Raw genomic sequence first — 20,045 nt, 5'->3', positions numbered from 1 at the left:
CACCCATGGCCACTCGAAAAACCTCGCACGCCGCCCCAGTCCGGCGGCTCCCGGAAGGAACTCCCGAAAGTGAAGCTTCAGCGCAAGAACCGGCGGGCCCTCACCCTCGGTGCTCTCGCCGTCTCCGGCGCCCTGGCCCTCACGGCGTGCGGCTCGGATGACACGGGTGACAGCGGCGACGGCGGCAAGAAGTCCAACGCCGCCAGCAACATCGACTGCGACGGCGCCAAGGGCCAGCTCATGGCCTCCGGCTCGACGGCGCAGAAGAACGCCATCGACGCCTGGGTCGCGCAGTACCGCGCCGCCTGCAAGGACGTACAGCTGAACTACAAGGCGGACGGCTCCGGCGCGGGCATCACCGCGTTCCTGCAGGGCCAGACCGCCTTCGCCGGCTCCGACTCGGCCCTGAAGCCCGACGAGATCGAGAAGTCGAAGAAGGTCTGCAAGTCCAGCCAGGCCATCGACCTGCCGATGGTCGGCGGCCCCATTGCCGTCGGTTACAACGTCCCGGGCGTCGACAGCCTGGTCCTGGACGCCAAGACCCTCGCCGACATCTTCAACGACAAGATCAAGACCTGGGACGACAAGGCGATCCAGAAGCTCAACCCGGACGCCAAGCTCCCCGGCACCAAGATCCAGGCCTTCCACCGCTCGGACGAGTCCGGCACCACGGACAACTTCACCAAGTACCTGAAGGGCGCCGCCCCGGACGCCTGGCCGCACGAGACCGGCAAGAGCTGGGAGGCCAAGGGCGGCCAGTCCGCGCAGGGCTCCTCCGGTGTCGCCCAGCAGGTGAAGCAGACGGCCGGCGCCATCTCGTACATGGAGCTGTCGTACGCCAAGGAAGGCATCAAGACCGTCGACCTGAAGACGGGCGCCAAGGAGCCGGTCAAGGCCACGGTCGACAACGCCTCCAAGGCGATCGCCGAGGCCAAGACGGTCGGCAAGGGCAAGGACCTCGCCCTTGAGCTGAACTACAAGCCGACCGCCGAGGGCGCGTACCCGATCACCCTGGTGACGTACGAGATCGTCTGCGAGAAGGGCAACAAGGCCGACACCCTGGCCACCACCAAGTCCTTCCTGACCTACATCGCGAGCGAGGACGGCCAGGCCCTCCTGAAGGACGAGAGCTACGCCCCCATCCCCGCCGAGATCAACACCAAGGTCCGCGACACCATCAAGACCCTGAGCTGACCAAGAGTGCGGCCCGCCACCCCGGCGGGCCGCGCCGTCCGGTGCACCGCCGCCAGGAGCCACCGCCCCCTCGGGCAGGCGGCTCCGCAGACCGGAGAACCCCATGGATATACCTACCGACACACCGCCCCAGCCATCCCCCGTCCAGGACGACAGGCCCACGACCGCCGAGCAGAAGCGCGCCGCCCGCGGCGCCACCCGCCCGGGTGACCGGGTCTTCCTCGGTCTCTCCCGCGGTTCCGGCCTCGCGCTCCTGGCGATCATGGCCGCCGTAGCGGCCTTCCTGGCCTACCGCACGTCCGTCGCCCTCTCGGACAACACCGGCAACTTCTTCACCACCTTCGAGTGGGACCCCGCCGGCATCACGACGGGCGGCAAGCCCTACTTCGGCATCGCCGTCCTGGTCTTCGGCACCATCGTGAGCTCGATCATCGCGCTCGTGATCGCCGTGCCCGTGGCCGTCGGCATCGCGCTGTTCATCTCGCACTACGCGCCCCGCCGGCTCGCCGCTCCCATCGCGTACGTGATCGACCTGCTGGCCGCCGTGCCCTCGATCGTGTACGGCCTGTGGGGCGCCATCGTGGTCGCCCCCCATCTGACCGGCCTGTACAGCTGGCTCGACGACTACTTCGGCTGGACCGGCATCTTCGAGTACCAGGGCGGCGCCCCGCGCTCCCTGATGACCGTCGGCATCCTGCTCGCGATCATGATCCTGCCGATCATCACCAACGTGACCCGCGAGGTCTTCCTCCAGGTCCCGAAGTTCAACGAAGAGGCCGCGCTCGCGCTCGGCGCCACGCGCTGGGAAGTCATCCGCATGTCGGTGCTCCCCTTCGGCCGCTCCGGCATCATCTCCGCCTCGATGCTCGGCCTCGGCCGCGCGCTCGGCGAGACGATCGCCGTCGCCACCGTGCTCTCCCCGAGCTTCGTCATCAACGCGTCCGTGCTCGACTACGGCGGCGGCACCTTCGCGCAGAACATCGCCAGCAAGTTCGGCGAGGCCGACGAGTACGGCCGGGATGCGCTCATCGCCTCCGGCCTGGTGCTCTTCATCATCACGCTGCTGGTCAACGGCGCGGCCCGCCTGATCATCGCGCGCCGCAAGGAGTACTCGGGGGCCAACGCATGAGCATCACCACCATGAAGCCGACCGGCACGCCCGGCGGCAAGCCCGCCCCCTCGGACCTCAAGGCCGCACGCCTGCCCCGCTGGTCGCCGTACGTCATCGCGCTCGGCTCGCTGGCCGTGGGCTGCGGCATCGGCCTCGCCGCGGGTCTGGACTCCCGCATCCAGTGGGGCCTGATCGCGGCGATCCTGTTCGTCGCCGTCTCGTACGTCCTCTCGGCGACCGTCGAGGGCGGCCGCCAGGCCAAGGACCGCCTCGCCACCTCGGTGGTGTGGGTGATGTTCCTGCTCGCCGTCGTCCCGCTGGCCTCCCTGATCTTCGAGACGGTCAAGCGTGGCTCGAAGGTCTTCGACGGCTACTTCCTGACCCACTCCATGGGCGTCGTCGCGGACGACGAGGCCGGCGGCGGCATCTACCACGCCATCATCGGCACCCTGCAGCAGGTCGGCCTCGCCTGCCTGATCGCCGTGCCGATCGGCCTGCTCACCGCGATCTACCTCGTCGAGTACGGGCGCGGCAAGCTCGCCAAGGCGGTCACGTTCTTCGTCGACGTCATGACGGGCATCCCGTCGATCGTCGCGGGTCTGTTCGTCCTCAGCTTCTGGATCCTGATCCTGGGCTTCGACTTCTCCGGCCTGGCCGGCGCCATGGCGCTGTCGATCCTGATGATGCCGGTGGTCGTGCGCTCCACCGAGGAGATGCTGAAGCTCGTCCCGAACGAGCTGCGCGAGGCATCGCTCGCGCTCGGCGTACCGAAGTGGCGCACCATCCTGAAGGTGGTCCTGCCCACCGCGATCGGCGGCATCACGACCGGCGTCATGCTGGCCATCGCCCGTATCGCCGGTGAGACCGCGCCCGTCCTGCTCCTGGTCTGGACGACGCCCTTCATCAACACGAACCCGTTCGACGGTGCCCAGGGCTCGCTGCCGCTGTACATCTACCAGCAGTACCAGTCGGGCAACCAGGCCGGTTACGACCGTGCCTGGGCGGCGGCCCTGGCCCTGATCGCGTTCATCATGATCCTCAATCTCGTGGCCCGCGGCATCGCCCGCTGGAAGGCCCCGAAGACCGGTCGCTAAGGCGACATCATTCGGCTCCGCCGAGTGGGGCCAAACAGCGACCGACGGCAGTACGCCCATCTCGAAAGAAGCAGTGATCCCCATGGCCAAGCGAATCGACGTATCGGGCCTCAACGCCTACTACGGCTCGCACAAGGCGATCGAAGACATCTCCATGACCGTGGAGCCGCGCTCCGTGACCGCCTTCATCGGCCCGTCCGGCTGCGGCAAGTCCACGTTCCTGCGCACCCTGAACCGCATGCACGAGGTCACCCCCGGCGGCCGGGTCGAGGGCAAGGTCATGCTGGACGGCGACGACCTGTACGGCTCCGGCGTGGACCCGGTGAACGTGCGCCGCACCATCGGCATGGTCTTCCAGCGCCCGAACCCGTTCCCGACCATGTCGATCTTCGACAATGTCGCGGCGGGCCTGAGGCTCAACGGCTCGTACAAGAAGAGCGAGCTGAACGACGTCGTCGAGAAGTCCCTCAAGGGCGCGAACCTCTGGAACGAGGTCAAGGACCGCCTGAACAAGCCCGGCTCCGGCCTCTCCGGCGGCCAGCAGCAGCGCCTCTGCATCGCCCGCGCGATCGCGGTCGAGCCGCAGGTCCTGCTCATGGACGAGCCGTGCTCCGCCCTCGACCCGATCTCCACCCTCGCCATCGAGGACCTGATCGGCGAGCTGAAGGAGCGCTTCACGATCGTCATCGTGACGCACAACATGCAGCAGGCGGCCCGCGTCTCGGACCGCACGGCCTTCTTCAACCTCGCGGCGGTCGGCCAGCCCGGCAAGCTCATCGAGATCGACGAGACCGAGCGCATCTTCTCCAACCCGTCGGTCCAGGCGACCGAGGACTACATCTCGGGCCGCTTCGGCTGACCGACGGGCACTCCGAGCTCCCCGCGGTGCTGCATGGCGGTGCCACCGCAGGGACACAAAGGGCCCGCCCCCTGGCTCCCGGGGGGCGGGCCCGTTCCGTTGTACGCGGCGGTCGTACCCGACAGCTGTACGTGGCGGCGTTACAGGAACGCGAGGTTCACGATCCAGAAGCTCAGCGCGGCGACCAGCGCCGCCGCGGGCATCGTGATGAACCAGCCGAGGATGATGTTCTTGGCGACGCCCCAGCGCACCGCGTTCACCCGCTTGGTCGCCCCCACACCCATGATCGCCGACGTGATGACGTGAGTCGTCGAGATCGGCGCGTGGAACATGAACGCGGTGGTGAACATGATCCCCGCACCCGTGGTCTCCGCGGCGAACCCCTGCGGCGGATCCAGCTCAATGATCTTGCGGCCGAGCGTCCGCATGATCCGCCAGCCACCCGCGTACGTACCGAGCGACAGCATCACCGCACAGGAGATTTTGACCCAGATCGGAATCGGGTCACCGGCGTCCTCGACGTCCGCGATGACCAGGGCCATCACCACGATGCCCATGGTCTTCTGGGCGTCCTGGAGGCCGTGCCCGAGCGCCATGCCGGCCGCCGAGACGGTCTGCGCGATCCGGAAGCCCCGCTTGGCCTTGTGCGGGTTGGACTTGCGGAACATCCACATGATCGCGCACATCACCAGATAGCCGACCAGGAGTCCGACCAGCGGCGACAGGAACATCGGGATGACGATCTTCTCAAGGACGCCGGACCAGATGACCCCGATGCCACCGGCGAGCGCCGCGCCCACCAGGCCGCCGAACAGGGCGTGCGACGAGGACGACGGCAGGCCGTAGTACCAGGTGATCAGGTTCCAGACGATCGCGCCGACCAGGCCGGCGAAGAGGATCCACATCCCCTTCGTGCCGTGCGGCGTCTCGATCAGCCCTTCGCTGACCGTCTTGGCGATGCCGCTGCCGAGGAAGGCACCGGCGAGATTCATGACCGCGGCCATGGCGAGCGCCGCACGTGGCGTCAGCGCACGCGTGGAGACGGAGGTGGCGATGGCGTTCGCGGAGTCGTGAAAGCCATTCGTGTACGTGAAACCGAGCGCGACGCCAATGGTCACGATCAACGCGAAGGTGTCCATGGAGGTGCCTCAGGACTCCTTGACCGCGATGGTCTCCACCGTGTTGGCGACGTGCTCGAACGCGTCGGCCGCCTCTTCCAGCACATCGACGATCTGCTTGAGCTTCAGCACGTCCATGGCGTCGTACTTGCCGTTGAAGAGGTGGGCGAGCAGCTTGCGGTGGATCTGGTCGGCCTGGTTCTCCAGGCGGTTGACCTCGATCCAGTATTCGGTGAGGTTGTCCATGGTGCGCAGGTGCGGCATGGCCTCGGCCGTGAGCTCGGCGGCGCGGGCGAGCACCTCGATCTGCTGCTCGACGCCCTTGGGGAGCTCCTCGACCTGGTAGAGGACGACCAGGTCGACGGCCTCCTCCATGAAGTCCATGATGTCGTCGAGCGAGGACGCGAGGGAGTAGATGTCCTCGCGGTCGAACGGCGTGATGAACGAGGAGTTCAGCTGGTGGAAGATCGCATGCGTCGCGTCGTCCCCCGCGTGTTCGGCGGCCCGCATACGCTCTGCGATCTCGGCTCGGGCCGAGGCATCGGCCCCGAGCAGTTCCATCAGGAGCTTGGAGCCTGTGACGATGTTGTCCGCGGATGCGGCGAACATGTCGTAGAAGCTCGTCTCCCTGGGGGTCAGACGAAATCGCACGTGGGGTCCTCGGGATGCTTTGGATGCGGTCAGGCTGATGCTAGGCGCATCATCTGGCCACGGCTAACCGGCCATACCCCAGTGTCGCCCATCAGGCACAGTGATCAGCACACCACCCGAGGAATCGGCTACCCTATACCCACCAGGGGTATGCACAGGAGGACGGGATGACGACCACAGAGGCGGCCGGCGCGGCCACGACCACCGAAGCGCCCTCCGGCCCCGAGCAGGCGGCCGAGGCCGCCGAGGCGGCTCCGGCGCACAAGACGCACGGGTATCACAAACAGAAGGACGAGCACCTCAAGCGGCTGCGCCGGATCGAGGGCCAGATCCGGGGCCTGCAGCGGATGGTCGAGGAGGACGTCTACTGCATCGACATACTCACGCAGGTCTCCGCCGGCACCAAGGCCCTGCAGTCGTTCGCCCTCCAGCTCCTGGAGGAGCACCTGCGCCACTGCGTCGCGGACGCGGCGGTCAAGGGCGGTGACGAGATCGACGCGAAGGTGGAGGAGGCGACGAAGGCGATCGCGCGGATGCTGCGCACGTAGCGGCGGGGTGCCGGGCTAGGACTCGGACCGGTCCTCGCCGGTCACCCCGCCCTCAAGGCCCTCAAGCCCGTCGGAGACCCTCAACACCTCGTCGATCCGGTCGGCACTGAGCCGCTCACCGCGCGCGGCAGATGCCGCGATGATCAGTTCGCCGCACAGCTCGATCTCGGCGAGGGCGACGTGGTCCTGAACTGCCGTCGCGCCCACCGGAGCCACGTTCATCACCTCTTCCTGACCATGGTTGTGCCGGTACCGGCTTCCTAGGGTAGGGAGCGGTCTACGCACCGCGCATGGCACGGACGGACCATATTCCACCCCTCATTCCCCCCTCCCGCCCCGCCGTGCGGGGCCTCGCCGGACGCGCTCCGGCACTCCGGGGCTCCGGCGCCTTCGGCCCCCTGTGCAACGGCTCAGCGCTCGGCGATCTTCCCGGCGAAGATGTCCTCGCCCTTCGGCAGCGTCACGTCGACGGGTGCCCCGAAGCCGTACAGCGAAGTCGTCGACGCCACCGCGCCGTTGGAGACCTTGAACCGGTGCCGGAGCTTGCGCAGCCGGCCCTCCTCGTCGACGTACGCGTGGAAGGGCACCCCCGCCGCGCTGAACCCTTTTGCCGCCGCCGCCCGCAGCGCCGGGCCGTGCTCCTTCGACGCGGACCGCGCGGCGCGGGCGAGGTCCGCGACGCCGCGGTAGTGCGCGACGTCGACGCCGTCGACGCGGGTCCGCTCCACGTACGTCACCCTGCCCGCGCCGCGCAGGAGTTCGGCGGCGACGAAGGGGTCGGTGGCGCCGCCCGTGACGAGGTTCCCGTCGGACAGGGACGCCGTCTCGATGCGCACCCATTTGTCGGCGGGCACGCCCGCGCCGCGGTTCTTCATGTACAGGTCCCCGCCCGACATGAGCTCGGTGACCGGGGGCCTGGGCTCGGCGGAGCTGCCCGCCGGGTCCTGCGGCAGGACGACCTCGAACCGGCCGAGGCGGCGCCGGAAGTCGTACGTCCCCTCGCCCGTGACCGTCACGCGGGTGCCGCCGCTGGCCATCTCCATGGACGTACGCGCCTTGGAACTGCCCGCGCGCACCAGGGAGTCGGCGGCGCCGCGCACCGTGCCGGCGGGGTCGGCCGCCGCCGGGTCGTCGCTCGCCGCGGCGCCGTCGCCGACGCAGCCCGTGGTGAGCGCCATCAGTCCCATCACGGCGGCGGTGGCCGCGGCCGCGGTGGCCGCTCTGCCCGTGTGCCTGCGCTGCTGCCCCATCGCCCTGCCGACCCCCAGCCTCTCCATGTGTCAACCGGCCCGGCCCCTTGTCGTTTCGACTAACGACCGGTACGAGGCGTCGTCACGCGGGAGGGCGTTCACCCGGCGGGCGTACCGTGGGCGCGTGGCAGAGCAGCAATCCACCGGACACCACCGCGTCTCGCACCACCGCACCTCGACCGTCGAGAACGGGCCCTTCTGTGCCGCGCGGTGCACGTGCGGGTGGCGGGGGCCCGCGCGCAGGGCGCGCAGCAAGGCCCGCGACGACGCGGCCCACCACGCCGCGGAGCCTCTCTGACGCCCTTCGACACCGCCGCTGCGCGGCGGGATTTTCTCCCACCCTCCCCCAAGCTCTTAAAGAGCAGGGGGGACCCCCTTCCCGTTTCCAGGCACATCCCGTCCACGCCGGCACCGGCGCCACCGCCAACCAGCCGTGCAGCCACCCCACACCTCCGGTGCCACAAACGGCCGTCCGGCGTCCGCCCGCCTCCTTCGCTCCCTGCTGCGGGCAACCGCCCCGCGGTCCGCGGATCTCTCGTACCTGCTGTGGGCAGTCGTGCCGCAGGGCGGCACGGGTGGGCACAGCCCAGGCCGGCGGTGCCGGGAAGTCCAACGGCACCCCCGGCCCGGGGAACCCGCGGAGCGCGCGCGTCGTCTCGATGTGCGGGAAGCAACGGGAGGGCCCATGCAACGACGTACGTTCCTCGGAACGGCCACCGCCGCGCTCGCGGCGGGCACCACCACCGCCTGCACCAGCGGTGCCACAGCAGACGCAAGCACCGGAACCGGCACCACCCCCATAAAATCGGCGGCCGCCTCCGCCCCGGCCAGCCTCAAGGCCCTCGCCAAGGACCTGGACGGCACCCTGGTCCGCCCCAACGAGGCCGCCTGGGCCACCGCCCGCCAGCTCTACAACAACCGCTTCGACACCCTGAAGCCCACCGCCGTCGCCTACGTCGCAGGCGTGGACGACATCCGCACCACACTGGCGTACGCCCGCGCCCACGACACCCCCGTGGCGATCCGCAACGGCGGCCACTCCTACGCGGGTTGGTCCTCCGGCACGGGCCGCCTCATCATCGACGTATCGAAGCTGAACCGCATCCGAGCCGGCGGCACCACCGCCACCATCGGCGGCGGCGCCAAGCTCATCGACGTCTACCGCGCGCTCGCCGCGAAAGGCGTCACCATCCCCGCGGGCTCCTGCCCGACCGTCGGCATCAGCGGCCTGACCCTCGGCGGCGGCCACGGCGTGGTCTCCCGCGCGTACGGCCTGACCTGCGACAGCCTCACCTCGGCGACGCTCCTCACGGCGGACGGCAAGCAGATCAGGGCCGACAAGAACGAGAACAAGGATCTTTTCTGGGCGCTGCGCGGCGCGGGCAACGGCCAGTTCGGCATCGTCACCGAGCTCACCTTCCGCACCCACCCGGCCCCGCAGGCCGTCTCCGCGTACCTGACCTGGCCCTGGTCGAAGGCGGCCGCCGTCCTGAAGGCCTGGCAGGAGTGGGGTCCGGCGCAGCCGGACGAGATCTGGTCGTCGGCCCACATCGCGGCGGTGCCGGGCGGCACGCCCACCATCTCCGTCGCCGCCTTCTCCCTCGGGACGTACGGCTCGCTGCAGAACGCCGTGGACCGCCTCGCCGACAAGGTGGGCGCCCCGGCCCGCAGCGTGTCCCTGAAGCGGCGCTCGTACGAGCAGGCGATGGAGGTGTACGCGGGCTGCTCGTCGTTCGCCGAGGACGCCCAGTGCCACCTGCCGGGCTCCACGCCGGGGCGCACGCCCAGCGGCGCGCTCGGCCGGGAGACGTACGCGGCCCGCTCGGACTTCTTCGACCGCTCGCTGTCCACGGCCGGCATCCGCGCGCTGCTCACCCAGATCGAGAACGTCCGCGGCGCACGCGGCACCGCGGGCAGCATCGCGCTGACCGCGCTCGGCGGCGCCATCAACCGCGTCGACCCGACGGCCACGGCCTTCGTGCACCGTCGTTCGCGGATGCTCGCGCAGTACGTCGTCTCCTGGCGCGCGGGCACCTCCGGGACGACCTCACAGGCCTGGCTGAACACGGCCCACGGCGCACTGCGGCGCTACGCCTCCGGGGCGGCGTACCAGAACTACGCGGACCCGACGCTCACCAACTGGCGCGAGGCGTACTACGGGCAGGCGGCGCCGCGTCTGAAGAAGCTCAAGAAGAGTTACGACCCGACGCGATTCTTCTCGTTCCCGCAGGCGCTGTAGCCCGCCCCCTGCTGAGGTTCTGGTCCTACGCCGCCAGGTCCCGCTCGTCGCTCCCCGGCGCCGTCTCCTGTTCGGTCAGGGCGGCGACCGGCTCGACGTCCCCGGCCCCGCCCCACACAAGGCGGGACGCCCGGCCGGAGGAGCGGCCGACGGCCTTGGCGAGCGGTGTCAGGAGGGCCATGGCGAGCGGGGACAGGAGCAGCGCGACCGCCGTGCCGAGCGCGAAGCCGCCGACCACGTCGGTGGGGTAGTGCACGCCCATGAAGACGCGGCAGAAGCCCTCGGCCACGGCGAGCGCGATGCCGGCGATGCCGAACTTCCGGTTGGCGACGAACAGACCCACGCCGATGGCCATCGCGAGCGTCGCGTGGTCGCTCACGAAGGAGTAGTCGGTCTTGCCGTCGACCAGGACCTCCAGGCCCTGGTGGTCCTCGAAGGGGCGGGGCCGCTCCACGAAGCCTCTTATCGGTACGTTCACGAGGACGGCGATACCGGCGGCGAGCGGTGCCCACACGACGGCCGCGACCGACGAGGCCGCGTCGTCCAGCGCTCCGCGCGCGCGTGCGCCCCACCAGCACCACACGACGAGCAGGACGAGGGTGAGCAGCAGTCCGTACTCACCGACGAACTCCATCGTCCTGGCGAGCCAGCCGGGGGCGTCCTCGGCCAGGCCGTTGATGTCGTAGAGCAGGCTGACGTCGGGGTTCGACCCGGAATCATCGAGTCCAGCCATGATGCTGTGGCCCCTTGTCTTCTCACTCGCGAGCGCGCCCTGTCGCGCGCCCTTCCATCAACCCCCGTGGTCAGTGCAGTCGTGCCGCCGTACCAGTCAAGGGAACGCCTGGTCCCCATCACTACGTTCCACTCTCCACCGAAAGATCACTCAGACGTTATCGAAGAGAGACTCATCGCTGCAGCTCAGGGGGCTGCTTTAACGGAGGGTTCAAGCCAGATCACGCGGCGCGCGCGCCCGGCGCACGCCTCCGCTCAGCAAGTGGATCACACGCCGGTGGGGCGCCGGAGCGCGGCCGGGTCAGACGTCGGCGCCCGCGTCCGACGGCCGCCCCGAAGGCCGTCCGGCGGGGGCCGGCGACGCCGTACCGGAAGGACGCCCCGACGGCTCACCGGCCGCGCCCTCCGCCGCGTTCCCTCCGGGCTCGCTCGGCTCGGCGGACTCCCCGGGCTCCCCCGACTCGGGGGACTCCCCCTTCGGCTCCTCCGCGGGCCGCTCGACCCGCTTCTCCACCGGCTCCTCGGGGATCGCTTTTGCGCCATCTTCGGTGACCCGTGTGGCTCCGAAGTAGTCCGGCGTATCGATCGGGTCGAAGCGGATGACGGCTCCGGGGCGGGGTGCGTCGATCATGTAGCCGCCGCCGACATAGATGCCCACGTGCCGGATGGCCCGCGAATTGCTGAGGTCGTCCGAGAAGAAGACCAGGTCGCCCGGGAGCAGTTCCTCGCGCTTGGGGTGCGGCCCGGCGTTGTACTGGTCGTTGGCCACGCGCGGCAGCTCGATGCCGACGGTGCGGTAGGCGGCCAGGGTCAGCCCCGAGCAGTCGAACTTGCCGCCCTGGTCGGCGGTGCCGTTGCCGCCCCACAGGTACTCGGTGCCGAGCTTTTTCTGCGCGTAGTAGATGGCGCCCGCCGCCTGTTGCGACGGCTGCACCCGCCCGATGGGCCTGGCGAAACTCTTCTCCAGAGTCGTGATGATTTTGACGTAGTTCTGCGTTTCGCGGTACGGGGGCACCCCGCCGTACTTGATCACGGCGTACGCGCCCGCGTTGTACGCGGCGAGCATGTTCTTCGTCGGGTCGCCCGGGGCGTCCTTCACGTACTTGGCGAGCTTGCAGTCGTACGAGGCCGCCGACGGGATGGCGTCCTTGGGGTCCCACACGTCACGGTCGCCGTCGCCGTCCCCGTCGATCCCGTGCGTCGCCCAGGTCCCCGGGATGAACTGCGCTATCCCCTGCGCGGCGGCCTGGCTCTTCGCGCGCGGGTTGAACCCGCTCTCCTGATAGAGCTGGGCGGCGAGCAGGGCGGGGTTGATGGCTTTGCACAGATTGCCCCACTTTTGTACGAGGGGCTGGTACGTGGTCGGCACGGCACCCTTGGCCAGTCCGACGTTCCCGCCGCCCCCGGACCCGCCGGCCATGCTCCCGGCCGCCACGAACGTCCCGAGAACCAGCAGCCCGATGAACCCCGTGGACCCACTGAACGCGACGGCCGCGAGCAGCCACGTCTTACGCACCGTCAACCACCCCACCGTTCCCGGGAGTCCGCCGGGCTCAGTCTAGGCGCGGCACCTGCGGCCGGGGCGGCTTCCGCTCCGCCCGGGACGGCTTTCGCCACCCGGGGCGCGACACGTCGGCGATACTTCCGCCCATGGCCGACAACACCCGCCCCGAATCCCTGACCTGGGTCCGCGCCGCCCCCGACGACGAGGAGGGCCCCGGCCCCTGGATCGAGATCGCCTTCGGCACCGGCGACACGGTCCACCTGCGCACGACCGACGACCCGGACAACGTCGTCACAACGACCCAAGCGAAGTGGGAGGCGTTCGTACTGGGCGTACGAGCGGGCGAGTTCGACCACTTCGTGGCGGACCTCGACCATTTCGCCCCTGTCACGCTGCGCCGGGCCCGCCCCGACGACCACCCCCGCGTCGTCGCCGCCGTACAGACCTGGTGGACCGATCGCACCCCCGCCGAGATGCGGGAACTTTCCTTGCTGCTGCCGAAGTTGTTCCTGCAGTTCTTCTCCCGTACGAGCCTCGTGAGCGAGGACGCGGGCGGGGTGCGGGCCTTTCTGGTCGGGATGCATCCGCCGGACGCCGTGGACGAGGCGTACATCCACTTCGTCGGCGTGGATCCGGCGCTGCGTGGGCGGGGCGTGGGGCGGGAGTTGTACGAGGCGTTCTTCCGGGGGGCGGCGGCGGAGGGGCGGACGCTGGTGCGGGCGGTGACCTCGCCGTCGAACGCCGGGTCCATCGCCTTCCACCGGGCCATGGGGTTCGGGATCGAGCCGGGCGACGGGACCGGTCCCGGTGGAGTCCCGGTACACAGGGACTACGACGGGCCCGGGCTCGACCGGGTCTGCTTCCTGCGGCGCCTGGACGGGGCACCGGCCGGGCCCGTCGACCCGAAACAGCCCGACTCGAAACAGCCCGTTACGGGCGATTGACGGAGCGCCAACTTTCGTCGAGTGTAGGGGAATTGGGGGCGTGAGGCAGGGGCGCGCGCCCTTGGTCGGTGTTCTGCGTCCTACGGCTGGGGGGAGCCGACGATGGAACCCAACGAACCCGAAGGCAGGGATGGCAGGCCGGTGCCGGAAGACGCTCCGGTGCCGGAAGACGCTCCGGTGCCGGAAGACCGGCCGGGGTCCGAAGACGCTCCGGTGCCCGAGGACCGGCCGGTACCTGAGGACAGCCGGCCCGCGCCCGAAGACAGGCCCGTGCCCGAGGACAAGCGGCCCGTGCCCGAGGACAGGCGACCCGGCGAAGGCAGCCCGGGCGGCTTCGGCCCGCCCCCGCCTCCGGAGGCCCCGCTGCCGCAGGCCCCGCGCCCGGAACAGCCCGCCGCCCCGCAGGCGCCTTCCGCGGAGCCGCCGTCAGCGCAGCCGCCGTCAGCACAACCGCCGTCCACAGAGCCGCCTTCCGCGGCGCCCGCGCCGACCGAGCCCCCGGCCGCGCCGAGCCCACCAGCCACAACCCCCACCCCGCCACCGCCCACCTACGCCCCCGCCGCCACCGCCCCCGCAAGCCCCCCACCGCCCGCCGCCTACGGCCCACCCCAGCCACCCACCGCCCACCCCGCCGCACCCCCGCCGCCCCCACCACCCCCGCTCTACGGCACCCCCGAACTCCTCGAACCCCCCGCACCCCCCAAGGCGCCCCCGCCCGAACCCGCGCCGCACGAGCCGCTGCGGCCCCTCGCCGCCGTGCTGCTCAACCTCACCGGGCTCGGGCTCGGTTATGTGCTCATCCGCGCCTGGCTGCCCGCCGCCCTGTGCTGGGCGGCCACCGCCGCGCTGCTCCTGGTCGCCCTGCCCGCCGACGTCGACGGCATCCCGGGCGGCGCCCTCCTCGGATATCTGGCCGTCCTCGTGCTCGCCGCCGCCGACGCCGCCCGCCGGGCCCGCCACGCCCCCATCCGCTGGCGACTGCGGGCACCGCTCGCCGTCGGCCTCGGCGTCGTCCTGCTCGCCGTCCCGGCCGGCTCCGCCGTCGCCTACGACGCCGCCCAGGACGAGGCCGTCGAAGAGATGCTGCTCGACCGCCTCGACAAGGCCGACGGCATCGTCAAGGCGCAGGAGGGCCGCCCGTTCACGGCCTCCGAGAGCGACTACCGCACCGCCATGGGCCTCTACCGCGGCCTCGTCCGCGACCACGCGGATTCCCGCGCCGCCGACCGCGTCCCCGACCGCCTCGACGCGTACTACAAGTCCGTCGCCGCGCCGTACGCCGACAAGCAGTACTGCGACGCCATCGAGCCGCTGAAATATCTGCGCACCCTGCCCGGCAGCGTCGGCGAGGACCGCCTCGGCCGCCTCGCCGGCTGGCCGGACAACCGCCTCGCCGACTCCTACTACCAGTGCGGAATGTCCTCGCTCGGTAAGACCGGCGGCGGCGCCGACCTGCGCGAACTCCTCGACACGTTCCCCGAGTCCGACGCCGCGGGCAAGGTCGCGCCCGCGATCCGCGGCGCCATCGACGACCGCGTCGCCGAGCTGAAGGGCCCCGACCCCTGCACGGCCACCGAGGAGCTGCGCGCCATCCGCACCACCACCCGGTCCCTGCCCGACGGCACGGCCCCCGGCCTCGTCCGGAAGGCCGCCGCCGCCGTCGAACCCGGCGTATACGCCTGCGGCGTGGACGAGTTCGAGGACGGACGGTACTCCGAGGCCGCCAAGACCCTCGACGGCTTCGCCGACACGTACAAGGACAGCGGCAAGCGCGAGCGCGCCCGGACCATCTCCATCGCCGCCGAGGTCGCCGCCGCCCGCCCGCAGGCCGGCGGCAAGCTGCCCGCGCAGCGCCGGCCAGGCTCCGGCCAGGAGTTCGTCTTCAAGAACGACGGCCCGTCCCCCGTCGAGGTCCTGTTCACCGGACCCGTCACCGGCAGCGTCAAGCTCGACGCCTGCGTGGGCTGCTCCACGTACAGCAGCAGGGCCGAAGGCCGCGCCAAGGCCTGCAAGTCGAGCGGCCGGAGCTACCCGCAGAAGACGCTGCGACTGCCGCCCGGTGAGTACCACTTCCTCTACAAGCGCGGCGCCGGCGGCACCGGCCTGGTCCGCGACCACAGCGACGGCGCCAACGTCCAGGGCGGATACCGCTACACGGACTGCGCGTACGTCGTCAGCGGCGGCATCGGCGGCTTCGACGGCCTGACCTGACGGGGGTTCGACGGCCTGACCCGACGGGCCCCAACTCCCGCTGACGCACTGTCCGGGAGCCCTCGCCCAGCCCTGCCTGAGGTGACGTCGGCGGCCACGCCGGGCCTTCATTGCCCGGCGTCACTACGCGTGATACACAGAGTGACCGTACGTGCCTTCGTATACCTTTCTTCGCCCGCCGCCGAACGGCCACGTGGAATGCGTACGACGACGAAACGTACGAAGTCGGCCAACAAATGACGTCAAGGCGGCACGCGTCGGCCCGATTGTCAGCGAGAATGACTCCGTCCTCTGCGCTGCTTCGGGCAGAGGTGGGCAATGGCGCGAGAACTACCCACTAGGGGCGGTGAGTTACACATGCTTATGGCAGCCGAGAAGGGCGACATCAACACCATCATCGGTGGGATCGCCCCCGACTGGGGCCCCTTCGGGAGCCTGGGCAATGAGGCGCGCGTGATGATCGAGGTGGTGATGGCTGTCGCCATCCTGCTGTGCCTCGGCATCGCGATCTGGGGCGCGGCCAAACAGCGGATCGGCGCGACGGCACTGCGCGACACCTTCAGCGCGGAGCAGGGCAAAGGCCTGATCATCGCCGGGCTCACCGGCGTCTTCATCATCGGCTCGCTGGGCACGCTGTTCACCATCGTGTACGGCATGGCGGTCTGACCCCTTCCCCACCCGTCCGTCGCGCCCACCGGCTGAGGTTGCAACTCCCTGATGTCGAGTCACCACACCGCGCCCGCGCGGGAACCAGCACGGCTACCGTCGTGTCTGGTGTATCCGGCGGACCGCGCGGTCAAGCAAGAGGTTGAGGGGACGTACGCGGCATGAGCGATGACGATGACCTCTTCGGCGGTACGGGCGAGACCCGGACGCGGCTCCCCGAGGGCGACGGCGCCGACGGGTACGGCTCCGCGCGCAGATCGCCCCGTTCGGCGGGGCGGTCCCCCTCGCGCAGCGTCGTCACCGTCATCGGCGTCGTGGTCCTCCTCATCGCGGCCATCGCCTTCGCCAACAGGGACGATTCGTCGTCCGACGGGGGGGACGGCGGGGGCCGCGGGGGCGGCAGCGGGGCGGAGGCGGCGCCGACGGCCCCCACCGGGGAGAAGCCGGTGTCCGGCGAGGCCGGGGGGATTCCTTCGGGCTTCGCCCGCTCCCAGCAGGGTGCGCAGTCCGCAGCTTCCAACTACGCGGTGGTGCTGGTCTCCGCGGAGATCCTCAAACCCGACCGCAGGGACGACATCGTCGAGCGGCTCTTCGTCGCTGACAAGGTAAGCGAACTTGAGCAGCGGTTCGACAAGACGTACTCGAAGGCCTTCCTGGGCAAGATCGGCCTGGACGAGGACGGCGATCCGCAGCAGGGGCAGACGTACGTCTCTCGCACGGTACCCGTGGGCAGCAAGGTCACTGCGTACGGCGGCGGCAAGGCCACAGTCCAGGTCTGGTGCACGGGCGCCTTCGGCACGGCCGGCGAGAACACAACGAACCCCGTCACCAACGACTGGTTCACCATGACCCTGGACCTGCGATGGGCCGATGGCGACTGGAAGGTCCAGAGCTTCAGCTCGAAAGACGGGCCTTCCCCCGTGAACGGCGACAACAAGGTCTCCACAGCCGATGAGATCGCCAAGGCCATCGAAGAGTACGGAGGGTTCACGTATGCCCGCTAGCCGACGCGTACGAAAGCTCGCCACCTTCGCAGCCGCTGTCCCGACCGCAGTGATCCTGCTGGCCTCGCACGCTCACGCGGACCCCGACCCTGAGGACAAGTGTGAACTCATCGTCGGCCCCGCCAAGAAGTACTGCGAACAAGGCGAAGGCGGCGGAGGGGGAGGCGGGGGCGGGGCCCCCAAGCCGCCCGCCGACAACGGCGCCTTCTCCCAGCTCGACCCCCTCTCCTCCCTCGCCCGAGGCTTCGGCGACGCCGCCTCGTGGATCGTCAACAAGCTCACGGAGTACGTGAACGACACCGCCGCGGTGGACTTCACCAACGAGAGGTTCCTGCAGCAGTACGCCGTCGTGTTCGCCGCGTCGACCGTCCTGACGCTGGTCGTGTGGCTGCTCGCGGTCGCCAAGCGCGCCATCCGCGGCGTGCCGATGCTCACCGCGCTGTCCGAGGCCATCGGGTTCCTGTGGCTGACGGTGCTCGCGTCCGCGTTCACGCCGCTGATCCTGGCCACCATCGTGTCCGCGACCGACGGCATCTCCGAAGTGCTCGCCAAATCGGTGGGCGGGGAGACCGACAAGTTCTTCGGCACGTTCTCGCAGGCCCTGGACAAGGGCACGGACATCGGCGGCGGCCCGATCATGCTGATCGTCGTCTCCGCCGTGTCCATCGCCGCCGCGGGCATCCTCTGCCTGGAGCTGGTGATCCGCGCCGCCATGCTGTACGTCGGCGCGCTGCTCGGCACCGTCGTCTACTCGGGCCTCGTCGACAAGAACACCTGGGGCCGCATCCGCCGCTGGGCGGGCCTGATGGTCGCGATCATCCTGGTGAAGCCGATCATTGTGATCGTGCTGGGGATCGCCGGGGCGCTGCAGGGCGAGGACGGGCCCGACTCGCTCTCGGCCGTCGTCTCCGGGCTGTCCGTCATCCTGCTCGCCATCTTCGCCAGCGCCTCCATCTACCGCTTCGTGCCGGGCTTCGGCGACGACATCATGGCCACCCGCAACAACCGCCTCATGCGCGGCGCCGAGAACCGCGCCGCCACCGCCCTCAACTCGCCCGCCGCCTGGGTCGCCCAGGGCATCCGCACCCACAGCGCCCGCTCCAACGGCAAGGCCGGCGGCGGCAAGGCGGGCGGCGGCGACGCCCCGCCCCAGACCGCCACGGCCAACGCGGTCGGCAGCGGTGTGGCCACCCACGGCCACCGCTCCGCGCCCGCGGGCTCCCCCAACAGCGGCGGATCCGGCCCCGCCGCCCCGCCCCCGCCCCGAAACCCGTCGAACACCCCGCACGCCGGCAACCGATCGGGAAGTACCAACCGCACTGGAGGTGAAGGGCGTTGACGACCCAGTCCCATGTGTCCCCACCGGTCACGCCCCGCCGCACCTATCTGATCGGCCGCGCCCGGCCGAACGCCATCATCGGCCGCAACCGCGAGACCGGCGAGATCGCCCTGATCATCGGCGGCGCGTTCCTCGGCATGATGTGCGGCATCCTCATCCCCTTCCTCTTCCCGCGCATCCTGCTGCTCATGGGCTTCCCGCTGATCGCGATCGCGGCGGTGTATCTCCCGTACAAGCAGCGCACGTTCTACAAGTGGTTCGAGATCAACCGCAGCTACAAGCGGTCGCTGCGGCGCGGCACCACCTACCGCTCGGCCGTCGCCGAGGCGGGCGTACGCCTCGACGGGCGCGAGGTCGAGGTCGGGCCGCCGCCCGGCATCGGCCGCATCAACTGGCTGGCCGCGCCCTTCGGTCCGGACGAGATCGCCGTGCTGCTGCACGCCGACCGGCGGACGGTGACCGCCGCCATCGAGATCGAAGGGCCCGGCGTCGGCCTGCGCGACAGCGAGGACCAGGAGGCCCTCGTCGACCGCTTCGGCACGCTGCTCAAGCACGTCGCCAACGGCGACGGCTTCGTGACGCGCCTGCAGATGCTGGCCCGTACGCTGCCCGCCGATCCGGACGCGCACGCCAAGGACGTCACGGCACGCGGCGACGACCGCGCGCTGCCCTGGCTCCAGCACTCCTACGACCAGCTCCAGTCGATGGTCTCCACCAGCAGCGAGCAGCACCGCGCCTATCTCGTCGCCTGTATGCACTACTCCCGCGACCTCGCCGCCGAGGCCCAGGCCATGGCGCGCGCCTCGCGCCCGCAGGGCGGCAAGAAGCTCGACAAGGACGCCGGGCTCGCCGTCGTCATGGCCCGCGAGCTGACCGACATCTGCTCCCGCCTCCAGGAAGCCGACATCCGCGTCCGCCAGCCCCTCGGCCAGGGCCGCCTGGCGTCCCTCGTGCACTCCATGTACGACCCCGACCACCCCATCGACCACATCCAGGCGATGACGAAACGTAATGCCTGGCCCGCCGAGCTCGACGCGATGGAGCCCACCTACCTCCAGGCGAAGACCCGCGAGTCGGCCACCCGGGCCCCCTGGTGCCACGCCACGGCCTGGGTGAAGGAGTGGCCGATGACCCCGGTCGGCGTGAACTTCCTCGCGCCGCTCCTGGTCCACACCCCCGACGTCATCCGCACCGTCGCCGTCACGATGGACCTGGAGCCCACCGAGGTCGCCATAGAGCGGATGCTCACGGAGAAGACCAACGACGAGGCGGAGGCCAGCCGCCAGGCCAAGATGAACCGCACCGTCGACCCCCGCGACATCGCCTCGCACAGCCGCCTCGACCAGCGCGGCGAGGACCTGGCGAGCGGCGCCGCCGGCGTCAACCTCGTCGGCTACATCACGGTCTCGTCCCGCTCCCCCGAAGCCCTCGCCCGCGACAAGCGGACGATAAGGGCATCGGCCGGGAAGTCGTATCTGAAGCTGGAGTGGTGCGACCGCGAGCACCACCGGGCATTTGTGAACACGCTGCCGTTCGCGACCGGCATCCGGCGATGAACCACAACGGTAGTAGGGGTGTGAA

At 70.3% G+C, this 20,045-nt stretch carries 19 protein-coding genes and 1 pseudogene; 14 read left to right on the top strand and 6 right to left on the bottom strand.

Annotated elements, in window-relative coordinates:
- The first annotated feature begins 69 nt into the window (after positions 1 to 69).
- From pstS to pstB, 4 genes are all read left to right on the top strand, one after another.
- Entirely contained in the window at positions 70 to 1,194 is a 1,125-nt protein-coding gene (gene pstS / locus AC0KTA_RS20010) for a phosphate ABC transporter substrate-binding protein PstS (RefSeq protein ID WP_481049581.1), read from the top strand.
- Between the two features lie 103 nt (positions 1,195 to 1,297).
- Positions 1,298 to 2,323 carry a phosphate ABC transporter permease subunit PstC gene (gene pstC / locus AC0KTA_RS20005; RefSeq protein ID WP_481049580.1) on the top strand — a complete coding sequence of 342 codons (1,026 nt, stop codon included), beginning with the start codon at positions 1,298 to 1,300 and terminating at the stop codon, positions 2,321 to 2,323.
- The gene (gene pstA / locus AC0KTA_RS20000) at positions 2,320 to 3,399 is read left to right on the top strand and encodes a phosphate ABC transporter permease PstA (protein WP_481049579.1); all 1,080 of its coding nucleotides are present in this window, start codon (positions 2,320 to 2,322) and stop codon (positions 3,397 to 3,399) included. The genes pstC and pstA overlap by 4 nt, the downstream gene beginning before the upstream one ends.
- A gap of 82 nt (positions 3,400 to 3,481) precedes the next feature.
- A complete protein-coding gene (gene pstB, locus AC0KTA_RS19995) occupies positions 3,482 to 4,258 on the top strand; it encodes a phosphate ABC transporter ATP-binding protein PstB (RefSeq protein ID WP_481049578.1) in 777 nt (258 codons plus the stop codon).
- 140 nt (positions 4,259 to 4,398) lie between these two features.
- Here pstB and AC0KTA_RS19990 read toward each other — a convergent pair whose 3' ends face one another.
- Together AC0KTA_RS19990 and AC0KTA_RS19985 are read right to left on the bottom strand one after the other, a co-directional pair.
- Complete coding sequence (locus AC0KTA_RS19990; protein WP_481049577.1) at positions 4,399 to 5,397, bottom strand: inorganic phosphate transporter; 999 nt, start codon at positions 5,395 to 5,397, stop codon at positions 4,399 to 4,401.
- Between the two features lie 9 nt (positions 5,398 to 5,406).
- Positions 5,407 to 6,027, bottom strand: a complete 621-nt coding sequence (locus AC0KTA_RS19985) for a DUF47 domain-containing protein (RefSeq protein WP_481049576.1) — start codon at positions 6,025 to 6,027, stop codon at positions 5,407 to 5,409.
- Between the two features lie 167 nt (positions 6,028 to 6,194).
- Between AC0KTA_RS19985 and AC0KTA_RS19980 the strand changes: the two genes are divergently transcribed.
- Positions 6,195 to 6,575, top strand: coding sequence for a metal-sensitive transcriptional regulator (locus tag AC0KTA_RS19980; protein ID WP_481049575.1), 381 nt, complete (start codon positions 6,195 to 6,197; stop codon positions 6,573 to 6,575).
- Between the two features lie 15 nt (positions 6,576 to 6,590).
- Here the strand turns inward: AC0KTA_RS19980 and AC0KTA_RS19975 are convergent, their stop codons facing one another.
- Both AC0KTA_RS19975 and AC0KTA_RS19970 read right to left on the bottom strand, forming a co-directional pair.
- Positions 6,591 to 6,797, bottom strand: coding sequence for a hypothetical protein (locus tag AC0KTA_RS19975; RefSeq protein ID WP_481049574.1), 207 nt, complete (start codon positions 6,795 to 6,797; stop codon positions 6,591 to 6,593).
- Between the two features lie 188 nt (positions 6,798 to 6,985).
- The gene (locus tag AC0KTA_RS19970; protein WP_481049573.1) at positions 6,986 to 7,852 is read right to left on the bottom strand and encodes an SCO4651 family lipoprotein; all 867 of its coding nucleotides are present in this window, start codon (positions 7,850 to 7,852) and stop codon (positions 6,986 to 6,988) included.
- A gap of 97 nt (positions 7,853 to 7,949) precedes the next feature.
- Here AC0KTA_RS19970 and AC0KTA_RS19965 point away from each other — a divergent pair, with 97 nt between their 5' ends.
- Both AC0KTA_RS19965 and AC0KTA_RS19960 read left to right on the top strand, forming a co-directional pair.
- The gene (locus AC0KTA_RS19965) at positions 7,950 to 8,123 is read left to right on the top strand and encodes a hypothetical protein (RefSeq protein ID WP_481049572.1); all 174 of its coding nucleotides are present in this window, start codon (positions 7,950 to 7,952) and stop codon (positions 8,121 to 8,123) included.
- A gap of 387 nt (positions 8,124 to 8,510) precedes the next feature.
- Entirely contained in the window at positions 8,511 to 10,064 is a 1,554-nt protein-coding gene (locus tag AC0KTA_RS19960; RefSeq protein ID WP_481049571.1) for an FAD-binding oxidoreductase, read from the top strand.
- Between the two features lie 25 nt (positions 10,065 to 10,089).
- On the opposite strand, the gene AC0KTA_RS19955 is transcribed toward AC0KTA_RS19960, so the two are convergent.
- Positions 10,090 to 10,797, bottom strand: coding sequence for a phosphatase PAP2 family protein (locus tag AC0KTA_RS19955; RefSeq protein WP_481049570.1), 708 nt, complete (start codon positions 10,795 to 10,797; stop codon positions 10,090 to 10,092).
- A 300-nt stretch (positions 10,798 to 11,097) separates the two neighbouring features.
- Positions 11,098 to 12,318, bottom strand: coding sequence for a C40 family peptidase (locus AC0KTA_RS19950; protein WP_481049569.1), 1,221 nt, complete (start codon positions 12,316 to 12,318; stop codon positions 11,098 to 11,100).
- Between the two features lie 128 nt (positions 12,319 to 12,446).
- Here AC0KTA_RS19950 and AC0KTA_RS19945 point away from each other — a divergent pair.
- The 7 genes and pseudogenes from AC0KTA_RS19945 to AC0KTA_RS19915 all read left to right on the top strand — a co-directional run.
- Positions 12,447 to 12,683, top strand: a pseudogene (locus tag AC0KTA_RS19945) (DUF397 domain-containing protein); the annotation flags it as partial.
- Between the two features lie 90 nt (positions 12,684 to 12,773).
- Complete coding sequence (locus AC0KTA_RS19940; protein ID WP_481056493.1) at positions 12,774 to 13,244, top strand: N-acetyltransferase family protein; 471 nt, start codon at positions 12,774 to 12,776, stop codon at positions 13,242 to 13,244.
- Positions 13,245 to 13,514: 270 nt separating this feature from the next.
- Positions 13,515 to 15,455, top strand: a complete 1,941-nt coding sequence (locus AC0KTA_RS19935) for a hypothetical protein (RefSeq protein WP_481049568.1) — start codon at positions 13,515 to 13,517, stop codon at positions 15,453 to 15,455.
- Between the two features lie 357 nt (positions 15,456 to 15,812).
- On the top strand, positions 15,813 to 16,121 hold the full coding sequence (locus tag AC0KTA_RS19930) for a hypothetical protein (protein ID WP_030363595.1): 309 nt from the start codon (positions 15,813 to 15,815) through the stop codon (positions 16,119 to 16,121).
- Between the two features lie 161 nt (positions 16,122 to 16,282).
- The gene (locus AC0KTA_RS19925) at positions 16,283 to 17,125 is read left to right on the top strand and encodes a DUF8175 domain-containg protein (protein WP_481049567.1); all 843 of its coding nucleotides are present in this window, start codon (positions 16,283 to 16,285) and stop codon (positions 17,123 to 17,125) included.
- Entirely contained in the window at positions 17,115 to 18,464 is a 1,350-nt protein-coding gene (locus AC0KTA_RS19920) for a hypothetical protein (RefSeq protein WP_481049566.1), read from the top strand. Before AC0KTA_RS19925 ends, AC0KTA_RS19920 begins: the two co-directional genes overlap by 11 nt.
- Positions 18,461 to 20,020: an SCO6880 family protein gene (locus AC0KTA_RS19915; protein ID WP_481049565.1), complete on the top strand. Its 1,560-nt coding sequence runs from the start codon at positions 18,461 to 18,463 to the stop codon at positions 20,018 to 20,020. Before AC0KTA_RS19920 ends, AC0KTA_RS19915 begins: the two co-directional genes overlap by 4 nt.
- The last annotated feature ends 25 nt before the right edge of the window (positions 20,021 to 20,045 follow it).

This window comes from Streptomyces sp. Y309 (genome assembly GCF_056712025.1).
This window is presented reverse-complemented; position numbering and strand designations above follow the sequence as displayed.

Bases quoted from the DNA above. Each gene is read 5' to 3' on its own strand.
- pstC (WP_481049580.1), top strand. From the start codon at position 1,298: ATGGATATACCTACCGACACACCGCCCCAGCCATCCCCCGTCCAGGAC.
- pstA (WP_481049579.1), top strand. From the start codon at position 2,320: ATGAGCATCACCACCATGAAGCCGACCGGCACGCCCGGCGGCAAGCCC.
- pstB (WP_481049578.1), top strand. From the start codon at position 3,482: ATGGCCAAGCGAATCGACGTATCGGGCCTCAACGCCTACTACGGCTCG.
- AC0KTA_RS19990 (WP_481049577.1), bottom strand. From the start codon at position 5,397: ATGGACACCTTCGCGTTGATCGTGACCATTGGCGTCGCGCTCGGTTTC.
- AC0KTA_RS19980 (WP_481049575.1), top strand. From the start codon at position 6,195: ATGACGACCACAGAGGCGGCCGGCGCGGCCACGACCACCGAAGCGCCC.
- AC0KTA_RS19975 (WP_481049574.1), bottom strand. From the start codon at position 6,797: ATGAACGTGGCTCCGGTGGGCGCGACGGCAGTTCAGGACCACGTCGCC.
- AC0KTA_RS19970 (WP_481049573.1), bottom strand. From the start codon at position 7,852: ATGGAGAGGCTGGGGGTCGGCAGGGCGATGGGGCAGCAGCGCAGGCAC.
- AC0KTA_RS19960 (WP_481049571.1), top strand. From the start codon at position 8,511: ATGCAACGACGTACGTTCCTCGGAACGGCCACCGCCGCGCTCGCGGCG.
- AC0KTA_RS19955 (WP_481049570.1), bottom strand. From the start codon at position 10,797: ATGGCTGGACTCGATGATTCCGGGTCGAACCCCGACGTCAGCCTGCTC.
- AC0KTA_RS19940 (WP_481056493.1), top strand. From the start codon at position 12,774: ATGCGGGAACTTTCCTTGCTGCTGCCGAAGTTGTTCCTGCAGTTCTTC.
- AC0KTA_RS19930 (WP_030363595.1), top strand. From the start codon at position 15,813: ATGCTTATGGCAGCCGAGAAGGGCGACATCAACACCATCATCGGTGGG.
- AC0KTA_RS19925 (WP_481049567.1), top strand. From the start codon at position 16,283: ATGAGCGATGACGATGACCTCTTCGGCGGTACGGGCGAGACCCGGACG.
- AC0KTA_RS19920 (WP_481049566.1), top strand. From the start codon at position 17,115: ATGCCCGCTAGCCGACGCGTACGAAAGCTCGCCACCTTCGCAGCCGCT.